General features: G+C 44.0%; 19 protein-coding genes. 13 read left to right on the plus strand and 6 right to left on the minus strand.

Translation table 11 applies throughout. The features are described from left to right. The first annotated feature begins 8 nt into the window (after window positions 1-8). Entirely contained in the window at window positions 9-1,163 is a 1,155-nt protein-coding gene (locus DQQ10_RS13535) for a LamG domain-containing protein (RefSeq protein ID WP_112747413.1), read from the plus strand. A gap of 116 nt (window positions 1,164-1,279) precedes the next feature. Here DQQ10_RS13535 and DQQ10_RS13540 read toward each other — a convergent pair whose 3' ends face one another. The 5 genes from DQQ10_RS13540 to DQQ10_RS13560 form a co-directional block, all read right to left on the minus strand. Further along, window positions 1,280-4,321 carry a M4 family metallopeptidase gene (locus tag DQQ10_RS13540; RefSeq protein WP_112747414.1) on the minus strand — a complete coding sequence of 1,014 codons (3,042 nt, stop codon included), beginning with the start codon at window positions 4,319-4,321 and terminating at the stop codon, window positions 1,280-1,282. Between the two features lie 20 nt (window positions 4,322-4,341). Beyond that, complete coding sequence (locus DQQ10_RS13545) at window positions 4,342-4,773, minus strand: hypothetical protein (RefSeq protein WP_112747415.1); 432 nt, start codon at window positions 4,771-4,773, stop codon at window positions 4,342-4,344. Window positions 4,774-4,849: 76 nt separating this feature from the next. Continuing rightward, window positions 4,850-6,082 carry an MFS transporter gene (locus DQQ10_RS13550; protein ID WP_112747416.1) on the minus strand — a complete coding sequence of 411 codons (1,233 nt, stop codon included), beginning with the start codon at window positions 6,080-6,082 and terminating at the stop codon, window positions 4,850-4,852. Window positions 6,083-6,218: 136 nt separating this feature from the next. Then, window positions 6,219-6,488 carry a hypothetical protein gene (locus tag DQQ10_RS13555; RefSeq protein WP_112747417.1) on the minus strand — a complete coding sequence of 90 codons (270 nt, stop codon included), beginning with the start codon at window positions 6,486-6,488 and terminating at the stop codon, window positions 6,219-6,221. Between the two features lie 207 nt (window positions 6,489-6,695). Beyond that, the gene (locus DQQ10_RS13560; RefSeq protein WP_133259644.1) at window positions 6,696-6,890 is read right to left on the minus strand and encodes a hypothetical protein; all 195 of its coding nucleotides are present in this window, start codon (window positions 6,888-6,890) and stop codon (window positions 6,696-6,698) included. Window positions 6,891-7,079: 189 nt separating this feature from the next. Between DQQ10_RS13560 and DQQ10_RS13565 the strand changes: the two genes are divergently transcribed. Then, on the plus strand, window positions 7,080-7,271 hold the full coding sequence (locus DQQ10_RS13565) for a hypothetical protein (RefSeq protein WP_112747419.1): 192 nt from the start codon (window positions 7,080-7,082) through the stop codon (window positions 7,269-7,271). Window positions 7,272-7,299: 28 nt separating this feature from the next. After that, window positions 7,300-8,337, plus strand: coding sequence for a WD40/YVTN/BNR-like repeat-containing protein (locus tag DQQ10_RS13570; RefSeq protein WP_112747420.1), 1,038 nt, complete (start codon window positions 7,300-7,302; stop codon window positions 8,335-8,337). A 10-nt stretch (window positions 8,338-8,347) separates the two neighbouring features. Here the strand turns inward: DQQ10_RS13570 and DQQ10_RS13575 are convergent, their stop codons facing one another. Next, a complete protein-coding gene (locus tag DQQ10_RS13575) occupies window positions 8,348-8,785 on the minus strand; it encodes an RrF2 family transcriptional regulator (RefSeq protein WP_112747421.1) in 438 nt (145 codons plus the stop codon). 287 nt (window positions 8,786-9,072) lie between these two features. Between DQQ10_RS13575 and DQQ10_RS13580 the strand changes: the two genes are divergently transcribed. From DQQ10_RS13580 to DQQ10_RS13625, 10 genes are all read left to right on the plus strand, one after another. Next, a complete protein-coding gene (locus DQQ10_RS13580; protein WP_112747422.1) occupies window positions 9,073-9,681 on the plus strand; it encodes a YceI family protein in 609 nt (202 codons plus the stop codon). A gap of 79 nt (window positions 9,682-9,760) precedes the next feature. Then, window positions 9,761-11,020 (plus strand): YeiH family protein, encoded by a 1,260-nt coding sequence (locus DQQ10_RS13585; RefSeq protein WP_112747423.1) that lies wholly within the window; start codon window positions 9,761-9,763, stop codon window positions 11,018-11,020. A gap of 391 nt (window positions 11,021-11,411) precedes the next feature. Then, window positions 11,412-14,384 carry a SusC/RagA family TonB-linked outer membrane protein gene (locus DQQ10_RS13590; RefSeq protein WP_112747424.1) on the plus strand — a complete coding sequence of 991 codons (2,973 nt, stop codon included), beginning with the start codon at window positions 11,412-11,414 and terminating at the stop codon, window positions 14,382-14,384. A 21-nt stretch (window positions 14,385-14,405) separates the two neighbouring features. Further along, complete coding sequence (locus DQQ10_RS13595; RefSeq protein ID WP_112747425.1) at window positions 14,406-15,968, plus strand: RagB/SusD family nutrient uptake outer membrane protein; 1,563 nt, start codon at window positions 14,406-14,408, stop codon at window positions 15,966-15,968. 375 nt (window positions 15,969-16,343) lie between these two features. Then, window positions 16,344-18,356, plus strand: a complete 2,013-nt coding sequence (locus tag DQQ10_RS13600) for a glycoside hydrolase family 97 protein (protein WP_112747569.1) — start codon at window positions 16,344-16,346, stop codon at window positions 18,354-18,356. Window positions 18,357-18,390: 34 nt separating this feature from the next. Beyond that, window positions 18,391-19,647 carry a glycoside hydrolase family 71/99-like protein gene (locus tag DQQ10_RS13605; RefSeq protein WP_112747426.1) on the plus strand — a complete coding sequence of 419 codons (1,257 nt, stop codon included), beginning with the start codon at window positions 18,391-18,393 and terminating at the stop codon, window positions 19,645-19,647. A gap of 196 nt (window positions 19,648-19,843) precedes the next feature. Then, the gene (locus DQQ10_RS13610; protein WP_112747427.1) at window positions 19,844-21,457 is read left to right on the plus strand and encodes a DUF6377 domain-containing protein; all 1,614 of its coding nucleotides are present in this window, start codon (window positions 19,844-19,846) and stop codon (window positions 21,455-21,457) included. 412 nt (window positions 21,458-21,869) lie between these two features. Then, window positions 21,870-22,739: an IPT/TIG domain-containing protein gene (locus tag DQQ10_RS13615; protein ID WP_165823927.1), complete on the plus strand. Its 870-nt coding sequence runs from the start codon at window positions 21,870-21,872 to the stop codon at window positions 22,737-22,739. An 83-nt stretch (window positions 22,740-22,822) separates the two neighbouring features. After that, window positions 22,823-23,227, plus strand: coding sequence for a hypothetical protein (locus tag DQQ10_RS13620; RefSeq protein ID WP_112747429.1), 405 nt, complete (start codon window positions 22,823-22,825; stop codon window positions 23,225-23,227). Window positions 23,228-23,235: 8 nt separating this feature from the next. Further along, window positions 23,236-23,574 carry a DUF6958 family protein gene (locus DQQ10_RS13625; protein WP_112747430.1) on the plus strand — a complete coding sequence of 113 codons (339 nt, stop codon included), beginning with the start codon at window positions 23,236-23,238 and terminating at the stop codon, window positions 23,572-23,574. Window positions 23,575-23,602 lie beyond the last annotated feature (28 nt).

The raw sequence follows: 23,602 nt of genomic DNA on the forward strand, positions 1-23,602 counted from the left end.
AAAAAAATATGAAGAGAAAACCATTTTCTGTTAAGCTTTTATTTGCCGTCGCCCTTGTTTCAGTGATGGCATCCTGTGATGAGGACGATTTGAGAAAATCGACTGTTAACTTTGAGGTTGCTGAAACAACGGTACTTGAAAACGGCAACGACGTTTTGGTTATCAAACTTGATGTACCACAACCCAAAGACCAATTCGTAACGATTCAAATCTCAGAATCTGAAGGGGAATATGGTAGCGACTACATCGTTGCGAATGCTGTTGCTCCTACTGAAAGTATTATGATCACTGTTCCCAAGAATTCAACAACTGTTAGCATCCCCGTTTATGCTTTTAGCGATGCTATCAATGAATCTGACGAGCGCGTCGTTTTGACGATCGTGTCGGGTTCAGATGAAATTGTGGTTGGTAAAGACAAAACGTCTACCATTATTATTGAAAACGTCAATACTCCTCCTACGGCTCCAACTAACCGTGCCATCTCATTCGATGGTGTGGATGATTTTATTGATTTGAAAAATATCTACGACGACGTAACACTTCCGATTACAATTTCAAGTTGGGTAAAACTGGCTGAAACAAGTTCATTAAAGTCTCCGATTTTCGATAGCCAAGATGGCAAAACAGCTTACAGCGGGTTTCACATGTTCATCGGCTATATGTCGCACGTTTCTTGCGAGTATGGTGATGGGAAAGGCGGAAACAGTTCTGTATTTAGAAGATCAGCAACACATATTTATGAAGCTGATTTCACGGATCGCTGGCTGAACATGACAACGGTAATGCGAAGCAAAACGGATATGTCTGTCTATTTGAATGGTATAGAAATGAGCGTTATCCTAACAGGCGAATCAGACGCACCGATGAACTCAAATTCTCCTACTGAGAATGCAGTAATAGGTGTTCATCACGGAAATGAAGGTGATGTATACTATTTTAAAGGATTGATGGACGAAGTGAAAGTTTGGAATAAGGCTTTGACGCTCCAAGAAATTCAAACCAAAATCTTTACCAAATCTATTGTTGGAGAAACAGGTTTGATTGGTTATTGGGATTTTGATGAAGCTGAAGGAACGGATATTCTTGACAAATCGCCTAATCAATTCCACGGTGTTATCAAGAACAATGCAACGCGCGTGATATCACAAGCGCCGGTGAATTAAACGATAGAATTGTTTTTATAAGAGGCTATCCAATGGGGTAGCCTTTTTTGTTTTTTAAAAAAAAAGAGAGCTACTGATATGAGCAGCCCTCAAACCTCAAAACATAACGAACTTAGTTACCGAACCTTTACAACTTTCTTTACCCCTTGCTTCATGCCATTGTTGATGCGTACAATGTATTGCCCAGCAGGGATTGCTTTTGCTAGTATCTGAATGGTTGTGGCGTCGATCACAGCGACACGTAATCCAGCGACAGGCTTTCCAAACAAGTCGAACATCTCGACGTTGGTGTTGGATGTAAGTGGTCGATCTGTCTTGATTGTTACCTGATCATCGAAAGGATTGGGATAGGCTGTGAATTCAATTTCTTTCGTTGCTTCTTCGATACCTGTAACGGTTTCTTCTTCTTCGATAACACGATCTCCAGCTGCAAAAAATACCGGCCATTTGGTTGCGTTGTAGAGTTCAGTTCCTGGATCGTCGGAAGAAATTTTATCACCGTTAAGGGACACGTAGCCGGTCATGTCATCGCCGAGTTCACTGGTGAGTGTGAATGCAACGTGCGAATCTGTTTTGTCAAACGAAGGCCAACCGAGTGCATTGTTTTCGAAGATTACGTCGACATCATTTGACTCAATGTTCACGCCCAAAACGGCATATTCATCTGTGTTTTCATCGATCATGTCGAATGCAAGGATGTATGGCGAGTTTTTAGAGAACGATGCATTTCCGATGCTCACGCCATCGGGAAGGCTAGCAAATAGTTTTGAAATCTCTCCGGTTCCGAAAGTGTTTGATGCTTTATCCCAAGCATGAATAAATCCTACATCCCAATATTCGATGTCGATGCCGTCGCTATTCACTATTCGATTGAATGCGTCGTACACGAGGTACTCGCCACTGTAATCCCATTCGATCGCGTCTGCATACAGTGGCCCTCCAGTTTCAACGCCATCGCTATACGTCGGATTGTAGAGCTCAAAGTTCTCCCATTCTTCGGTGTTGAAGTCATAGATATGAATCATTTGATCTGGATCTTCGGTGATCGCCGCGAGCCTGTTGCCGCCTTTCGATACCACCACGTTCGACCAAATGGCGCGATTGTCCAGGATAACTTCTTTTGTAACTTCATTCGGCGATGTGATGATTGCATGGATTTTGTGATCAGTTCCTACAAAAACACCAACGACACCATCGTCGGTAACACTCGGTCTGCTGATGAAAGTAGTTGATGATAGCGCGATGATATTTTCATCGGACACGCGAATGCGGTACAAACTGTTGGCGTCTTCAGGATCGGTGCTATAGACAAGTAGATACTCAGCGCCAGGATTCGTTTGAATATCCTCCTCGTAATTGCCACCATCGCCAGCGTCGATTCCCACCGCGTTAAAGGCAGCGACGGCCTGCGTAACTTCGTTTGATCCCGCGCCGAAAAGATCAGTAGCGGCTTGGATGACTGCGTTTCTAAGATCAACAAATTGTGAAGACTTTGTTAGATATTCAGTGAGCGCTTTATAATACACCTTGCCTGCTTTTGCTCGTGTGATAGCGGTTGCATAGAGAAAGAAAGCATGATTTGGAATGCCACTGTTGATATGAACACCACCGTTGTCTTGTGCCCCAGTATATTTCTCATTCATGTGTTTCGGCTGATATCCATTGTGCGAAAGACTTGACCCGCCGTTATGAGGATCTTCTAACGAACGCAGCGCTCCAGAAGGAAAGACATCGGTCTTCACAACATCCTCACCAATCGTCCAATCGTTGGGATCCATCAATGCGCCGAATACATCCGCCATCGATTCGTTGATCGCGCCAGACTCGCCTTCGTATTCTAAGTTTGCCGTGTTCTCGACTACACCGTGTGTCATCTCATGTCCTGCAACGTCCATAGAACCTGCGAGTGGTTTAAAGCCGACTTTCCCATTACCATAGAACATTGCTTTACCATTCCAAAAAGCATTGTCAAGTCCGCTGCCATCTTCATCAGGTGTATTAATTACCGAGATGATTGTACCGCCCTCACCGTCTATTCCGGTGCGTGAATGATCTGCTTTGTAGTATTCGAATGCAGCGCCAGCATTGAAATGTGCCGAGACGCTTTTCGTGTTCCATGCATTGGTAGTCGTTGTGATGTGTTTCACAGCGGCGTTGTCACCAAAGGTGTTGTTCAAGTCCACCGTAAGTATGCCGCCCACGGGTGAATCGGGCAATGTCGAGGAGCCTGGTTTGTACATTGATCGCGATACATCAACCATAAAAAACGTAGAGCCTTTCTGGTAGGAGTGAACGGTGCGGGATACACCATTTAAATCATTGGCCGTTGCTGTCTTTGGTCCGTCGACAAAACATGTTGTGTTGATGTGGTGAAGTATATTTCCATTTTGTGCATCAACAAAATATTCCCAACGTGCATGAATCGACGGGGAATATTTAACATGATAAGCGAGTGCCGGTCTGTTCGATCCTGGTACTTCGTAAATACACAGTCCTGTTTCAGGTGTCGCATATTGGACAAGTTGTGCTTCGAGTGATGAAAATGTATGCGTGTCTTTGTTGAGATGATGCTTAACGATTGTCTCGGCAGCACGCTTATCGAACGACGGCGTGGTGGAAAGATCATCACGTATTTGAAGATATTTTCCGTTGAAGCCTTCACCTTGTCCAAAGCGGTTCACGTGTACAATAATTTCAGCGCCATGTACCGGTATACCCCTGTGGAATTGGTTGAGTCGAATGTGCGACGTATTCTTCTCGTCTACGCGCGTGCGTGCAACCCTGAAGTTGTCTGTTGGATTTTTAAGTTTCGTGAGCGACTGAATTTCAGTGAGGTATTCGAAACATGCAACCTGCGGATCTTTCTGTGTCGGCACTTTTGCGTGCGCGAGGTTACGTCTTGTCGTGATGAAGCTTGGTAGTTGAGAGGATGATTGTCGCGAAAGAATTCGGTGTTGTCCGCCAGTAAATAATGGGCTGAGTGTTCTTTTCTGCTGAAGTACATTCGGAGCCGCACTGTGCTTCGGTTTTTGAATTGGCGCGTGATAGGAAGCGTTTTGCTTTTTCTTTTTAGCGTCAAATGTGCGTTGGGCATGAAGTGGTAAACATGCCATCATCAACAACACGACGGCGACCATGCATGTAGTTTTCTTTTTCATACGAGAGGGTTGAGCTTTTTTTATTTTTTGATCGTTTTGTAGCGAAGGCTGCCAACACTGTTCATGATGTCGGCGTAAAGATTTTTGAGATTCTCCGGTGCAGGAATCTTGTTGTCTCCCCAGGTGAGACGCGTTTGTTCTCCTTTGCTTTCAATTGCAATAAACGTGTACATGTTTCCAGGGTGATTAAACGATTTTATCGCATCGACCTGCTGGTGAACAGAACGGATGATCTTTTTGGCTTTTGATTTTTTGATCTTTGCACACGCTGTGTATTCAATGTCCGTCACACCATTGCCCTTAAAGACTTTTCCTTTAGATGTGATTTTGTATGCCGTAACAGCGCCAGTAAATCCACCGCCGGATCCCACGACAACGGCGTCATCTTGTGCGTTACAGAAATGTGACGAAAATAGAATAGCAATTGCTAAAATGCAGTTGTAAAATTTCATAAAACGGAGAGGGTTGTAGCAGGGCTAAAGGTAATGATTTAGAGAAGAATCATTTGCCCCATAAAGGTGTAGGAGCTTACTCTACAAAGTTCAAGTCTTTGCCGAATGTTTCTTCAATATTCCACGCGGCGAAAATCGCAATGGACATCAGGATGATGCCCGTGATCCACCCTCCGGTGACATAACTTTCCGTTAACGACCTCGTGAATTTGAATAACAAGATGATTAGCGGCAATGCGCCACGCACCATATTAGGAATACTGATCGCAGCAGAAGCCCTTAAGTTTGTGCCGAATTGTTCTGCGCTCATTGTGATGTACACAACTGTGAAGCCAGTGCCATAACCCAAGCCTGCGCATATCCAATAGAAATTTTCGGGAGACGAACTTGGCGTTTGAAGGAAATATAAAATTGCAAAACAAATGGTGATGCCATAAAAGATAAACAACGCCTTCTTTCTACTCTTAAACCATTGGCTCAGTAGTCCTGCGCTCATATCGCCGAATGCGATAGCCATATACTGAAACATAATGGCTTTACCAGGATCAACCCCTTGGATACCCATCTCTTTTGCAAATGCATCCGAGAAGGTGACCAACACACCAATGATAAACCACGCTGGTATACCGATCATGACACACTGCAGATATTTAAAGAAACGGTTCTTGTCGTTAAAGAACATCAAGAAGTTGCCGCGTTCAACTTGTTTTGATTTGATTTCGTTGAATAAAGTGCTTTCATAAACAGACACGCGAAGTAATAATAAAATCAATCCCAAGCCGCCGCCGATGTAATAGCATAGTCGCCAATCTTGAAAGTAACTGTGTGTAAAGTAGGCGCTCACAGCACCGAAGATTCCAAACGATGCAATCATCGCAGACGCAAGACCACGCTTTTCTTTTGGCAATAATTCACTTACTAGTGTAATACCTGCGCCCAACTCACCCGCGAGCCCGATGCCGGCAATAAATCGAAGTACAATGTATTGTGGAATAGTGGTAACCATTCCATTCAAGATATTGGCAATTGAATAAAGCAGAATAGATCCGAAAAGGACTTTCAATCGTCCCTTCTTATCGCCGATGATTCCCCATACAATTCCACCAATAAGTAGACCGACCATTTGAACGCTGATGATCGTTTCACCTTGTGTTACGATTTCTTCTGGTGAGAGCCCGAGCGCATGCAAACTATCCTTTCTAACAATGCCGAAGAGCAGCAGATCATAGACATCGACAAAAAATCCGAGGGCGCTGACAACAACAGCAAGTTGGAAGAGGCTTTCTGATTTTCGAGAGGACGTATTCATAAACTTAAAAGGTCGGACCTTTGGGATCCAACCTTCTAAGATAAAAAAGCTTTAGAGATTTTACACTCGCAAATACCGGAGAGGGCAGAGGAGGTTTTTAAAAATGCTATGTTGAAAGCGAATAATTGCGCGATTTTTAGTCCTTACGCAATATGTAAAAACCAATGACGATAACAAATAAAGAAATCAACGATGCCGACATACAGTAGCGGAATGCTTCCATGTCGAGAGAACCGTTCAATAGGTACTGCAAAAGATGGAATGCAGAGATGGCTACGAATGGTAACCCAGCAAGGAATGCAACCACAATGATTCCCATGACGATCTTCTTGAAAATTCTTCCTTCACTTAGAAAGTATGTGGCGATGAAGAAAGAGAATGCTCCGAGTGCTGATACGATTTCCATAAGGGTTAGTATTTACAATAAAGATAACGCCTTTATGCTTGTAATACTTCTGTCCTTTAGCTCGTTTATTTACACAACCGTTTTCGATTGATCAAAACAGTCGATATTATGCGAAGTTTTTTTTTACTCGAAAAGGAGCAAACGTTTCCGGAAATTCTGTGGATGAGAAATTCGAATGCTTGTTTTGTTTTGATGCAGCTCGAATACCTACGGATTGGCGGCACCTATAACACTTCTCGCGTCATCGATGCGATCGGCAAGTGAACGGAGTCCTTTGATCGCGTTCTCGATGTCTTGTTTGTCGCTTAAGATTGCCTTGGTCGAAAGGTTCGTTGAATACTCGTTACAAGCTTGAAAGAAACATGTGCAGACGAGCGCGAGAAGCAGTAAAAGATTCTTCATGAGAGATGGATTTGCTTGAACATCGGTAGATTTTGCGAAATACCAATGATACATCATTCAACGTTGGGGTTTAACAGTAATCGTCCGACAAGTTAATTCAAATCATAATCCTCACGCCGTTTCGTGTAAATTTTTAGATGATGGTGCGGTGAGGTTTCCATCTGGAATCATTTTTTAGGTGTTTTCAACATGGCTAAAACAACGCGTAAACGTGCAACAAAGAAACCGACACGCAAGAATAAGTTGGGTGTGGCAAATTCATTGGTCAATAACATCAATGCCAAAAAACGAAAGGGGAAATCGCGGCCGAAAAGTAAGTCGACCGTGAGTAAGAAAGCGTATCGTGACATGCAGAATAATTGGGGAAAAGCAAAGGCGTAATTATCTTGTGACTTTAACGCATTAACCTATGAAGCTATTTACCCTTGCTTTTCTGCTGAGCACATGTACGCTTTTTGCGCAACAGAACGCTTACCATTGGATTGACATCTCTACGGATACAAAAGCTTCTTTTCGTGGATTATCTGTTGTGAATGATAAAGTTGCATGGCTTGGAGGATCGAAGGGAACGATCGGTTCGACTGTTGACGGTGGCAAAACGTGGAATTTCAAAGTGCTTGAAGGTTATGAAGCGCTTGACTTTCGCTCTGTTTATGCCTTTGACGAGAAGAACGTTATTGTCGCAAATGCGGGGACACCTGCGTACATTCTACGAACATCAGATGGCGGTCAATCTTGGCGACGTGTCTATGAGAACACGGATAAAGATGCCTTCATTGACGGTATCGATTTTTGGGATTCGAAAAGTGGTGTAGTGTACGGCGATCCGATCGCGTCTAAAATGTTATTGTTAAAGACCAGCGATGGTGGCGAATCTTGGACGATGGTGGCTGATGAAAAACGTCCAGTCATGAAAGAAGGGGAAGCGTCTTTTGCGGCGAGTGGCACAGGTGTTCGATGCTTGAAAAATAATCAGATCATCATTTTAACCGGAGGCCAAACCTCGCGACTTTGGGCTTCCAAAGATGGTGGCGAGAACTGGACCCCCACAGACTTGCCGATTATTCAAGGCGGTAAAATGACCGGTGGCTACTCCGTTGCGTTTTTTGATTTGAAGAAAGGAATCATTGTTGGTGGTAATTGGGATGATCACCTGCTTACCACTGATCATATTGTGATGACCAATGATGGCGGAAAAACTTGGACGAAACCAACGACGCCAACGCGTGGCCTTCGCGAGTGTGTTGAATATCTTGATGCTAAAACCGTTGTCGCGGTGGGACAAAAAGGTGCCGACATTTCCTACGATGGTGGTGCAACGTGGACGATGCTATCAGACCTCACCGGATTTGATGTAGCACGAAAAGCGCGTAAAGGCAATCTCATTGTCGTGGCGGGTGGACAAGGAAAGGTGGCGCTACTACAAAAATCAAGTGTTAAAAAATAAAACGAATATGTCACTTGCCTTTCGGGGCGGGTGACATTTTTTTAGCCATGTCGGCGATGGTGTTCGAGGTAAGAATTTTGAGTGTTTCATCTCTCACCATTCCAAAAATCCGATTCATTGAGCAGGTCTTCTCGTCCTCACAAAGGCCACAAGTGCTATAATAATTCAGCGACACGCAGGGTAGCATGGCAACCGCTCCATCGATCAAACGAACGACATCGATGATCTGGATTTGATTGGCTTTCTTCAATAAATAGTATCCACCGCTTTTCCCTTTTCGACTCGCCAACATGCCGGCGTTGCGAAGGTCCAGGAGGATAGTCTCTAAGAATTTCTTTGGGATATTTCGCGCTACAGCGATCTCATTGATTGTCGTCGATTCACCCTCTTCCAAACGGGCCAGGTGAATGAGAGCATGCAGTGCGTATTGACATTTCTTAGAAAGCATAAATCACTCCTTAGTTAATGAGATCCAGTAAACCCAAACATACCTAATTTCAGCAATTCCTAAAAACGATAGGGGCGTTGCATATATAAGGACTAGCACCTCATTTTGGTTCAAAGATCTAATCGTTGAGCACGGTTTTACATTTTTATGGTTTCTTACTACTTTTGACCAGCTGCAAGCGAATTATTCGCATTGAGGTCACTTCTACCACGCACACCGCTCACTGGTGTAATTTCTGGGATGCATTTTGCTACCAGTGCCTACTTTAGAATTATTAAACTAATCTTATGAACACAAAAACTGTATTCAAATCTTTTGCAATTCTCTTGGGCTTGGCCGGGCTCTTCGCCTTTACACCCAAACCGACCAAATTTCAGGTCGATACAAAGAGCAGCACGCTACTCTGGACGGCCAGAAAAGTAACGGGCTCGCACAATGGTGCCGTACCAATTGCTGCTGGTGAACTTGTAATTGACGGAAAGAACATCACGCAAGGGAATTTTGAAATCGATCTAAGTGGATTGACTGTTGCAGATATCACAAACCCCGAGTCTAATGCTAGATTGGTGGGCCATTTGAAAGGCGAAGACTTCTTCTCAACAGAAAAGTTTCCGAAGGCCAACTTTGTGCTTACGAGTGCTGCTTTAAAATCAGGTCAAGAGTACCTTGTCAAGGGCAAGCTCACCATCAAAGGCATTACAAACGACATTGAGTTTCCCGCCACCATCGTGAAAGAAGCGAAGAAGGTTACCGCCACGGCAAAGATCACCATCGACAGAACGAAATACGATATTCGTTACCGCTCTAAGAACTTTTTTGAAAACCTTGGCGATAAAGCCATCGAAGACAATTTCGACTTAGATCTTAAACTCGTCGCAGTCGCTGGCGGTATCTAATTCAAATAATATTAATCGCTTATTCATCAGGATGCTGATACACGTTGGCATCCTGACGTTTTTATTATCTTAATTCTCTATGTCGACACCTGTGAAATCGAAATCGTTACTCCACGAAGATTGGACCGTTGTGGTACTTGGCTTCTTGATCATTGCGTTCATTCTTGGGGTCGTTGTGGTTTTACCGCCGTCATACGATTGGACTACAGGTGAAGAACTGATTTCAAAAGTTCTGTCGATAAAAAATATCGTCGCAATATTTAATCAGCTACTGCTGGTTTTTGTTGTCGGATTTTTTGCGTACTACCTCACGGGCTTATCGACAAAGAATTACTTGCGCGCCTTTCCTGTCATTGCATTGCTTTCAACCATCGCGTTGATTCTCGCCGGGAACAGCGCCATGAAAAATTTAAATCTGGAAGCCGTGATTTTCAGTTTAACGGTTGGGCTACTGATCGGGAATCTTTTTAAACTTCCAGAGTGGTTTAAGAAAGCGCTTGCTGCAGAATTGTTGGTTAAAATTGGACTTGTGCTTCTGGGAACCGGTGTGATGTGGTCTGATATTCAGAAAGCGGGATCCCTTGGATTAATGCAGGCGCTGGTTGTTGTGGTCACCGTTTGGTACTTCGCATTTTGGATTTGCCGTCGATTCAAACTTGATCAAGAGTTTAGCATGATGCTGTCCAGTGCAGTATCCATCTGCGGCGTGTCTGCGGCCATTGCCACGGCAGGAGCAATTCAAGGCGACTCAAAAAAACTGAGCTATGTAATCTCCCTCGTGCTTGTTACCGCAATCCCGATGATGATCTTTATGCCTTACCTCGCGCAATGGTTGCATTTGTCGCAAGAAGTAACGGGCGCATGGATAGGCGGAACGATAGATACAACAGGCGCGGTAACTGCCGCGGGATCAATCGCCGGTGAAACCGCACAGCACTATAGCATGATCGTAAAAATGTCGCAAAATGTTTTGCTTGGACTAGCAGCGTTTGCGATCAGTGTGTATTGGACTTACGCCAAAAAGACGCCGGATACTGATGTTGAACAACCAACACTTGGATTGATATGGGCGCGGTTTCCGAAATTTGTGCTTGGTTTTATCGCGGCTTCGTTACTTTTTTCATTTTTTATTCCCACCGAAACTGTGGCGCAGGTAAAAGGTAGTCTGAAAAGTATCCAGACATTGTGGTTTGTGTTGGCCTTCACCAGCATCGGACTAGAAACAAGGTTCGCGGATCTTTTCAATAACGAAAGTCGCCAGCCGCTTTACGCATTCTTGATCGCGCAGACCTTTAACGTTGTGGTGACACTTTTGGTAGCCCTAGTTCTTTTCGGGTAGTCGGTACGCGGCAGTCCCGCACTTTGATTTTAACTTTTTGTGTCTTCGATAGAACGCCGCTTGTAGATGAACGCGTAGTAAAATAATCGGCGTGATTTTTTTGAAGAATGTGCGATCGGACGTGTTTCAATCGATAATCTTGGCCTCACAGCCCACCTTATTCCCTATATTTTGATTCACACAATCTTGATTTCAGAATATGTCAAGGCGTTATCATTCAATGACTTGACATTTTAAAGGGCCACTTTTTTTTATATTCTCCATTGATAAATTGATGATGGCTGGTGCCCCGGCTTCCTTTGTCTACGGCAATTGCAAACGATTACGCCTATTTATTCTGTAACCGTTTCCAAACCCAATTTTCTAATAACCCAAACTTTTATTGAACCGTATGACAAAACTCTATCAGCCACTTAGCAAGACCCTCGCGGTGCTGCTGCTGACCCTGCTCACTTCGGTGGCCTGGGCGCAAACCCAAACGGTCACGGGGAAGGTAACTTCTTCTGACGACGGCATGCCATTACCTGGTGTGAACATTATCGAAAAAGGTACAACCAACGGTACCGCCACTGACAGCGAGGGAAAATATTCTCTCACCGTAAGAGAAAACGCCACCCTTGTTTTCACATTCGTGGGATATGCTACACAAGAAGCCTCTGCTAATCAATCCACGGTCGACATCATCCTTCAATCTGACTTCACCTCTTTGAATGAGGTAGTTGTGGTTGGTTATGAGACGATCAAGAAAAAAGATTTGACAGGATCGGTTGCTCAAGTTTCCGCGGCCGACTTAAATAAAGGTGTTTATACTTCACCCGCGCAACTCATTCAAGGTAAGATTGCTGGTCTTGCTGTTGTAAGTGCAAGTGGTGCGCCAGGAGCAGAAAACTCGATTCAAATTCGTGGACCCGGATCGCTTCGCAGTGGAAGCGCGCCGTTGATTGTTGTTGATGGAATACAATTGGATAATAACTCAGCGAAGCCTGGTGTACAACTTCCTGGTGCACTCGGTGCATCACCTGGTATCGACCCGATGAGCTTTATCAACGGTGCTGATATCGAACGCATCGATGTGTTGAAAGATGCTTCGGCAACAGCGATCTACGGTTCGCGTGGTGCAAATGGTGTAATCATGATCACCACTAAAAAACCAGCGCGCGGCGAAATGGCGATCAGCTTCGGTGCATCAACAGGCGTAAGCTCGATCTCTAAGAAAATCGATATGCTCAATGCTGATGAATATCGCGCAGCGCTTGAAAGTGAAGGAATCACCGGTGGCGACTTTGGATCTGAAGCCAATGCTTTCGATGAGATCATTCGCACCGGTGTTGTTCAAAATTATAATTTGAGCTTTGCAGCGGGAGGGGAACATTCATCACACCGTGTTTCAATCGGATACACCGATCAAGAAGGTATCATTAAGAAGAGTGGTATGGAGAAGTACAACGCGATGTTGAATTCTCATTACGCGTTCCTTGAAGATCGTATTAAACTTGATGTGTTGTTGCTCGGTGCGCAAGTAAATCAACAGTCTGCTCCGATCGGTAACAACTCACCAACTGATGGTAACCTCATCAGCCAAGCATTGCAATGGAATCCGACAAATCCGCTGCGTGAAGATGGCGAATACAACCAACCACAATCTAACGTAGAGGTTAACCCGCTTGCAACATTGCATGCTTTCGATGATGATTTCTACATGACACGTTTGATCGCCAGCGTTGCGCCAACCGTTAGAATTGCAAAAGGTCTTGATTACAAACTGCAAGTGGCTATCGACCATACGCAAGGTGATCGTTACATCATGCAGAAAAAATGGTTGTTTGTTGGTGGTAAGCCAGGCTTAGGTGAAGCAACGTACAACACATCGAAAGTTACGACGAAACAATTTTCACATACACTTACCTATTCCAAGGATCTTGATGCATTAAGCTTCTCGGCTTTGTTAGGCTACGAATTCCAAGACAGCCGTGTAACAGGTATGAGAGCAGGCGCGGTTGGTTTTAGTGCCGATGAAATTGATTTCAGACACAACTTCCAAGATGTACTCGCATCGAATACCTATATCGTTAACATCGCGCCGCCAGATGCAAAATTGCAATCTTACTTTGGCCGTGTAAATGTTACGTACGACGATCGCTTCAGAGTTACAGCAACGTTGCGCTCTGATGGTTCAACTAAATTTGGTTCGGGAAATAAATACGGCGTATTCCCCGCATTCGGTTTCGCGTGGACGTTGAGCGAAGAAGAGTTTATGCCTGATTTGTTCGATGATTTCAAACTCAGATTAGGATGGGGTAAAACTGGAAGTCAAACATTCCCAAGCGGCTTGGCCCCAAGAACGTATGGCGTGTTGCGCGGCCCACAAGGACCGATTCTCGATGTGTTGAATGATGGTAACCCAAATTTGAAGTGGGAAACGTCGGTGACGACAAACGTTGGATTTGATATTGCATTGTTGAACTCCCGGGTTACGGCTTCCATCGACTACTTCAACAAAGTAACAGATGATCAACTTTACAATGCGGAAGCACCACTTCCATCGGCTGGCGGAAATCGCTGGGTTAACTTGGAGGATGGTCAAATCCTTAACAAAGGACTCGAGCTCGCATTGAATGGCTACGTCATCGATAAAGGAGATGTGTCATTGTCGATTGGTGGAAACGTAACGTTCTTGAAGAATGAGTTTGCGCCACGCGGTGATGTAGAAGATTTCGTTGTTGATACAGGTGTACTAAACGGAAAAGGGCTCTCTGGCGAAACATCTCAACGCACAGCAAAAGGTCATCCGATCAATTCATTCTATCTTCCTGTATGGCTCGGATTTGATGAGAACGGTGAATCGTTATACGAAGATGGATTTGCGAATATCTATCCGAAGAAATTCGTTGGATCAGCGCTGCCAAAAATGTACTACGGTATGACTGTAAACCTGAACGTGAAGAAATTCGATGCAGCATTGTCGCTTAACGGTGTAAGTGGAAACAAGATTTATAACAACACGGCCAATGCTGTTCTTGTAAAAGGGAATCTTGGTTCTCGTAACATCTCACCTGATCTTGTCGGTAACAAAGAAAGCTTTGCTAATGAGCCTGCTCCATCGACACGTTATCTTGAAAATGGTGGGTTCCTCAGACTTGCAAACGTAACGTTGGGATATTCTCCTGAAATTAAGTTCGCAGCGATCAAGAATTTCAGAGTGTACTTCACAGCACAAAATCTTTTTGTGATCACAGATTACTCTGGATTCGATCCTGAAGTGAACGTGGATAAATCATTCAATGGGTTCCCTTCATTTGGTATTGATTACACGCAATATCCGAAAGCAAGAACATTTACGGTTGGCGTTAACGCTACCTTCTAACCAAAACATTAAAACAAGAATATGAGAAAGTTTGCAAAATATATAAGCTGTCTTGGTGCTGCGGGATTGATCATCCTATCGGGATGTTCACTCGATGAAGAGCTACGCCAGCAAATCGGTGATGACAAAGCTTCCGAATTTGGTTCTGGCGGCTCTACTTCATCATACCAGGCATTGCTCGGTGCTGCTTACAATGACCTTCAAGGGTTCATGTCACTTGATCGCGCGTTTGCACTTCAGAATGTTGCCAGCGATGAGTTGATCGTTCCTACACGTGCAACAAACTGGGGTGATGGCGGCAAGTGGCGCGCACTCCATGCTCACCGTTGGAACGCTGATCATCAATACATCAAGGACACGTTTTATGATCTCATGGCCGGTGTTTACGATGCAACGCAAGTGCTCGGTATTGAAGAAGCGACAACACAAGCTGTCGCAGAAGCAAAATTCCTTCGCGGTTTTTACCTCTTCCATACAATCGATCTCTTCGGACAATTTCCTATTCGTGAGCCGAATTCGGATCCATTGGCATTACCAGAAGTATATACGGGTGAAACTGCAATCAATTTTGTGATCAAGGATGTTGAAGAAGCACTTCCCAATCTGCCGAATGGACCTACTGTCGGAATCGCGAACAAAGACGCAGCGCACATGCTCCTCGCGAAATTGTATTTGAATCGCGGAACATTTCTTGATCGCGCTAACCCAACTTTCCCTGAAGCGGATATGGATAAAGTGATCGAACATACGACAGCGATTATGGAAAGCGGTCACTACTCACTGGCCGATAAATACTTCGATGCTTTCAGACCTGATAACGGACAAATTTCAACGGAAGTAATTTTCTCGCGTGAAAATAAGCGCGGCATCGGGCAAACTGTGGGCGCTGGTGTTCAATCACGTTGGTTCGCAACACTTCATTATAGCATGAACCCAGGTGGCTGGAATGGCTTCGCTACACTCGGCGAATTCTATGATAAGTTCAGTAACAACGATATTCGTAAATCGTATGAAGATCCAGAAGTGAAGGCGCTTGGCGGACCGAAGTTAGGATTTCTTCTCGGTCAGCAGTACAACAAAGATGGCGTTGCATTGAAAGATGCATCTGGCAATCCTGTAAGTTTCTTGAAAGACGTGAACCTTGTTGAACGCGGTACTACGCTCGACTTCGCTGGTATTCGTGTCGTAAAGTATACGCCTGACTATAGCAACAACGGTGCTTATCTCTACGCACCTGATAACGACTACGTACTCTTCCGCTATGGCGATGTGGTATTGATGCGCGCGGAAGCTTTGCTTCGTAACGGAGAATCTGCACAAGCGCTCACCCTTGTAAATGAGCTCCGCGCAAAACGCATTGAACCGGATGATGCTTTTGGAGCGCTTACGTTCGAGAATCTCCTTGACGAACGCGGTCGCGAACTTTATTGGGAAGGTTGGAGAAGACAAGATCAGATTCGCTTCGGCACGTTCCTCAACGAGCGTCGCACGAAACCATTGTCGGATCCTAAGTATTTGGTCTATCCGATTCCTAATGCGCAGATCACTGTAAACCCGAACCTGACGCAAAATCCAGGATATTAATCAGTTTGTTTCATCATTATTTTTGGGTCGCGATAGGTTGTCTGTTTGACAGCCTATCGTTTTTTTATGCAAGCGCTAATGCATGTAGAATTCAACGAAGGATTTGCGGTGCGTATATGTTTGAAATACACACTTGGATTGAACGAGCATTACGCGCTAGCGAACGGTGGAAATGTCCTATAAAAGGTCTATATAAATGCCGTGCTTACTTTTATGTAACGCACTTTATGTCAATTAATTGAATGTGATTGAGATACTCTTTTTTCTATATTTTCAATAGATAAATTGTCCCGCCGTCCACGCCCGCCTTTTTTTGTAATGTGGCTTCCTGCAATCGTTAACAGAAGCCTTCATGTAAACATTATTTATCCAATCATGCACCGTCTCAACTTCACTGGCTTTCTCTCTGCATTTGTTGCTTTTTTGATGTTCTCTTGCGCCGCAACCAGCCGCGATGAGGGAGCCTCCGCGAAATCTCCGAACGGAAATATTTCAGTTGCTTTTTCTCTTCAAGATGGTGTTCCGCAATACAGCATCACACGTGGTAAACAAACTGTCGTAAAGCCATCGAAACTTGGATTTACTTTCAAAGATCGTGCGCCCCTTGGAACAGAACTGAAAGTGATCGATGTGAAGCGCGCCACATTCGATGAAACGTGGACACAACCTTGGGGCGAAGTAAAAGACATTCGCAATCACTACAATAGCATCGTGGTGTTATTGGAAGAAAAGAAAGGCGATAAAAGAAAGTTCTCAATCGAGTTTCGTGTTTTCGACGACGGCGTTGGCTTCCGATATGAAATTCCAAAACAAGATAAGTTTGCAGACTTCACGATGACGGATGAACTTACCGAGTTCAACCTTGCGCAAGACTTGAAGGCATGGTGGATTCCTGCATACGGTTCTGAGATGGATTCAGAGTGGTTGTTTAAGAGCAACAAGGTTAGTGAGTTGAAAGAAAAGATGCACACGCCGCTCACCATGGAAGGTGATAGTTTGTACATCAGCATTCACGAAGCTGCATTGGTTGATTACGCATCGATGACACTTGAGCCAAAAGCAAACTTGCAATTGAAATGCGATCTCGTTCCATGGTCTGATGGCATGAAAGTTATTGGCCAAGCACCCATTAAAACACCATGGCGAACAATTCAAATTGCATCAACGCCTGGCGACCTCGTTACCTCTTACCTCATCCTCAACCTAAACGAACCGAATAAACTTGGTGACGTATCGTGGATACAACCTGGTAAATACAATGGTATCTGGTGGGGTATGCACATCAAGACGGCTACATGGGAAGCGGGACCAACGCACGGCGCTACAACAAAAAATGTAAAACGCTTTATCGACTTCGCAAGCAAAAATAATTTATCTGCAGTACTCATTGAAGGATGGAACGAGGGCTGGGAAGGTGATTGGACTGTCGACGGAAATTTCAATTTCACGAAAGCTTATCCTGATTACGATATTGAAGAGTTAAGCCGTTATGCGAAGGAAAAAAATGTAGGCCTTATTGCACACCACGAAACTGGCGGGAACGTAGCAAACTATGAAAAGCAAATGGTAGATGCTTTTAAACTTCTCCAGAAATACGACATCCATCGCTTGAAGACTGGCTATGTTACCAAGTTGATCAATGGTAAAGAAAAACATCAAGGACAGTTTATGGTGAATCACTACAATAAAGTGATGGCGCTTGCGGCGGAATACAAAGTGATGATCGATATGCATGAGCCGATCAAGGACACGGGGCTACGCAGAACTTATCCGAATATGATGACACGTGAAGGTGCACGTGGTACCGAGTATGAAGCCTGGAGTACAGGTAATCCTCCAGAACATACAACGATTCTACCTTTCACGCGTTGCCTAGGCGGTCCGTTAGATTACACGCCGGGTATCTTCGATATTATGATTGAGAATGTGCCTGATTTCCGCGTACACACTACGCTCGCGAAACAACTCGCGCTCTATGTCGTGATCTATAGTCCCATGCACATGGCTGCTGATCTACCAGAACATTATGAAGGCAAACCTGCATTTAAATTTATTCAAGATGTGCCAACAGATTGGGCTGATACAAAAGTGCTCAATGCAAAAATTGGAGACTATACGACAATTGCGCGTAAGGATAGAAATTCTGAAGACTGGTACATTGGAAGTGTGACCGATGAATCCGCACGGACACTACATGTGAAACTGGATTTCTTAACGCCAGGAAAAAAGTATAAAGCAGAAATTTACGCTGACGGCGCAGGTGCAGACATGGAGTCCAATCCGCTACCCATTGAGATCACGTCGAAAGATGTGGATGCGACAATGACATTGGAAATCAAACTGGCACCAGGTGGTGGACAAGCGATTCGATTTGTTAGCCTGCCTTAGTAAACATACGAATAACCAACCCTGAACCTGAGATATGAAGTATTTGAAACTCTTAGCACTTGCTGCATTGCCGCTACTGTTTATACACTGCGGTGGAGGCGGCGACGATGGTGATGAGCCCAAGCCGGAAGACACGTTTAAAGTGAAAGTGTTGTTGCCAATAAAAGTTGCAAAAACAGAAGAAAAGAAAATCTATGTTCACTTGATGCCATGGTTTGAGTCTAAGGAAACGAGTGTTGATGGAAAGTGGGGCCAGCATTGGACGATGGCGAATCGCAATCCAGATGTAATCGAGGGCGGTCGCAGACAAATTGCATCGCATTATTATCCGTTGATAGGTCCCTATGCATCGAGTGATAAATTTGTTGTCGAGTACCAGGCATTGTTAATGAAACTGGCGGGTATCGATGGCGTTGTAATCGACTGGTATGGTACAACGTCTGCGCGTGATTACCCTCAGAACGCGATCAACACAGAAGCTTTTATAGCGCAAACTGCAAAAACAGGATTGGAGTTTGCATTGGTTTATGAAGATCAATCCGTCAAGCATGCGTTCAATGATAAAAAGATTACCGATAAACTTGCACAAGGGCGCGCGGATATGGCGTATCTGAAATCGAATCACTTTTCGAGATCGAATTACACTTTTATCGATGGGAAGCCATTACTGATGGCGTTCGGTCCACAAGAATTTCAGACGGAAGATGCGTGGTCAAATGTCTTTTCAGGGCTCACAACGAAGCCAAAATTTCTAACACTTTGGGGTGAATCAGGAGAAGCAGGAGTAAATGCCGGCGGTGAGTTTGCATGGATCTATCAAAACGAATCGTCAAGCCACACGTCATTTCTCGATAATTTTTACAACAACGAATATGAAGGTTTAAAGATGGGATCGGCATATCCTGGCTTTAAAGATTATTACCAGCAAGGCGGGTGGGACAACGGCTACTTTTTGATCAATCACAACGGTACGGGTACACTCGAAGCGACATTGAATAAAGCACTCGCAGCAGAAGTGTCGCACATACAGTTGGCAACATGGAATGATTACGGCGAAGGAACGATGATCGAACCAACCGTTGAATTTGGCTACAGCCTATTAACACTCTTGCAATCAAAATTAGGTTCGGCGACATCGCAAGAACATCTCGAGATGGTTGCAAAACTCTATGCGCTTAGGGTACGGTTCAAAGACGACAAAGCAAAGCAGAAGCGGTTGGACCAGGTTTTCTATTATTTGGTAGCGTTGCAATTTGCGGATGCGAAAACGCTTCTTGATGAAGTAGATTAGAAAATTAATAAACCGCAATTGTTGAGCACGAATTTCTTGAATCCAAAGTTCAGGAAGTAGTGTGGTAAATATTTTTCTAAAAGTATCGTGATGATCGGAAGTGATTTTATCTTCCGATCATTTCTTTCATTTAATTTCGAAAAAGATTAATTTGTCGATAACTCTCTGCAATACCAGACGCAAATATTGATTCCTGATGAGGCTCTTATTCCTGCTCACTTTTCTTTTTGTTTACGCTACAGCATTTACACAAACTGATAATGACAGGCTACTCCATGAGCTCGACAAAACGCTGGAGAAAAAATCCGAGTATGTGCGTGAAAAGCAAAACCGTATTGATGGTATTAAACGGTCGCTGTCACAGTTACAAGGCGGAAACGTCTTTCCCGTTTATTTGAAGCTTTACGAAGAATATAAAACATTTATCTATGACTCCGCATTCCTGTACGCGCGAAAGTTACAGGAAGTAGCGTATCGTGAGCGTAATCCTATTCGCATTGACGTCGCTAAAATCAAACTCAGTTTTGTACTGTTGTCTTCAGGGATGTTTAATGAAGCGTTGGACACACTTAATAGTGTACGCCCAAAAGCGCTACCAGACTCTTCAAAGATTGAGTACTACGCTGTGATGGCTCGGACGTATTACGACCTGATCGACTTTAACAAAGACGAATATTATACCGCACGTTATCGCGCACGTGGCAATGTATACATCGACTCAGCTATTCAGCATAGCAATCCAGGTACTGTGCAGCATATGCTGATGCATGCGCTGCAGAATGTAAAAACGCTTCGTTGGGATTCAGCGCGTACTGATTTTGAATATATCATCAATCGATTTCGGTTGAGCGATCCGCAGCTTGGTGTCGCGGCGAGTACACTTGGATATATTTACTTGAAAGCTGGTGACGAAGAAAAAGCGATACACTTTCTCACACGTGCGGCGATCGCCGATATTCGCTCCTGTACTAAAGAGACGCTTGCAATACTTAATCTAGCGGAAATTCTCTATGAAAACGGGGATGTTAAACTTGCATACAACTACGTGAAGCAGGCGATGGAAGACGCTAATTTTTACGGCGCACGACATCGGAAAATTCAAGTTGCATCAATCTTTCCGCTCATTGAAGGGGATGAACTCAACACCGTGGAGAAACAACGGAAATTATTATTTCTGTATTCAATTGCCGTTACCGTACTCTCTTTACTCATCATCATTTTTGCCGTAATCATATTTAAACAAATTAAAAAGCTTCAAGCGGCAAAGGAGATCATCACGGCAGCAAACAACAACTTGCAAGAGGCGAATACAAAAATGCAAGAAGTTAATGTGAAACTGATGGAAGCCAATAAAATCAAAGAAGAGTATATCGGTTACTATTTCAATATCAACACGGAATACTTGGAGAAGATTGAAGCATTCCGCCGCTCCATTGACAATAAATTGATGGCAAAGAAGTTCGATGAAATCAAATATGTCGTCAGTGGAATCAATATTAAAAAAGAGCGTGAAGAATTGTATTTCAGTTTCGATAAAGTATTTGTAAAACTGTTCCCCGAGTTTGTTCCTACGTTTAACTCCTTCTTTGCCGACGAAGATAAAATCGTACTGAAAGACGGTCAGTTACTCAATACTGAACTTCGGATTTTTGCATTGATACGCATGGGTATTCATGACGCAGAAAAGATCGCGAAGATTCTTGACTATTCTGTCAATACAATCTACTCCTACAAAGCCCGCATTAAAAGTAAATCGCTTATTCCCAACGAAGAGTTTGAGAAGAAAATAATGGACATCAGGGCGATTTAATACCTGCTGATATCAAGTCTATGCTGTGCGTGAAATGCGGAACCACAAGCGTGTGTTGTGTTGATTAATGTTGTCTGACCAATGAATTGTTGCGGCGCGGTAGCAATTCACTAAACGAAAGTAGTCCCCATAAGCGTCTATATTTCGCCCATATTTTCTTGATTAGGGTTTATCTTAAATGCCTGTAAATCAAAATTCTAGTATCATTCGGGTGCTCTTTTTTTTGGATTTTCCATTGCAAAATTGACCGCGGCTAATGTTTAAAATTTCTTTGTTAACGATTGCGAAATCGATTAAACAACAGCCCAAACCCAATCTAAACAGTTCCCCTATGAATGAAATGACTACCAAACGCCTTATTGCAGGTGCCCGAAAAAAGAGTCTCGTTCGTGTGTTAACCTTGCTTTGTTGCATGAGCACACTTTTCCTGGTTTTTGCTTGCGAAGAAGATGAGCCCGGTGGTGGCCCCGTTCCAACCATAACCTCGATGGCGCCACTTGAAGGACTTGTCGGCGACGAAGTGACGATCAAAGGAACAGATTTGAACGAAGTTATTAGCGTGTATTTCGGCGGTGTAAAAACAAAGCCAAGCTCAAAAACAAAAGATGAACTTAAAGTGCTCGTTCCTCCTGGTGGTGCAAGTGGTGAAGTCAAATTAACCTACGAGATGGGACACATCATTACTGAGCAAGACTTTACCGTTACTTTTCGACAAGTCGTGATTTCGCGCTTTACAGAAGCAAATCTTGAGGAGGCCTGGCCTAAGTCTGAAGACACCGGCGAAATTACAGTAAGCGAATTCCCAACCGAAGCAGGTAACACATTCTTTCGTCTTAAAGGCGGCGACACAAATAAGAATCACTGGCTCGGCGGACGTTATCATGGAACCGGTAACCCGGAGACACCGCTCGGCGTTGAAGAGACGGATGCGGCCAAAGTGTTTTTCAATGTAAAAGTGAAAAGCAATGTTGACGTGAACCCTGAAGCATACCCAAAAGCGAAACTCGTATTCTATGTGTACGACGCTGAAGCTGACAGCAAAAAGAAAAATTGGGAGATCGACTTTCCTGTAACGTCAACGAATTGGAGTGTAATCAGTATTGCCGCCGCCGATTTCCATCGCTGGAACGGATCGGGATTCAGTGATTTTTCTGGTGACATTGAATCGGTTTCTGAAATCGCATTGTATCTCACAGGAGGTTCTGATGCAGTCTACGATATTTCTTTCGACGATGTGATTTTCTCTGAAGGCACTGCGCTAGGAACAATTCTTAAACCTTAGTCAACGTACTTGAGGAAATAAATTGGGAATACGGAGGAATTATCTTCCGTATTTCTTTCACAGACACTACCTAAAACAGAACTATGAAAGGTTATCTAAATGAGTATGCACTAACAGCAGGTCTACTGCTTCTCTGTATGGCGGTGGCACATGCTGTCTACGGTGAAATGGTGGTATTCAATGATCTTCGTTTTATGAGTTTCGATCGCGCTCTGTTTGCAACGATCTACCTTCCCTGGCATCAAATATCGTTGGTACTGTTGCTCAGTGCTATCGGTCTTGTCATCTCTTCTTTTAAACGCGAGTACAAACCAATTCAATATTTCGTTTTGTTTGTTACCATCAGTAACCTCGCAATTTTTCTGGTCACCATCCTTAGGAATTCTGGCAAAGCTTTGTTTTTTCAGGCATGGCCACAAGTTTTTTTCTTTCTCATCCTTGTGCTGCTGATTGTGCTGGGCCAACGAAAAAAAGAAGCGAACCGATAACTACGCTCATGACTGCAACAACGATCTTGTACGATAAGGTAATTTTCACAAAACATCCTGAAGGGAAGAAGGGTGCTTGTATTTCGAAAGATGACTATGTGCAGCTGCGCGAGTCGATCTTAACGGTACTTGAACAAACGGATCGTATCACCTTGCCCGAATTGATTGATATCATTCAGCGAAATCTACCCCTCGATGGCCATGCTAACATTGCCTGGCGAATTTTGGTCGTGAAACTTGACTTGGAAGCGAAAGGTCTCATTCGATCCGTTCCGAATAGGCTTGATCGTTATATGGTTCATCTCAAACTCAACCGACGTGAACTGCGTCGACTGAAGGCTGCGTGACTTGTTGAAATAAATTCCCACTCACACG

Source organism: Pseudochryseolinea flava, from assembly GCF_003286915.1.
Lineage (GTDB): Bacteria > Bacteroidota > Bacteroidia > Cytophagales > Cyclobacteriaceae > Ohtaekwangia > Ohtaekwangia flava.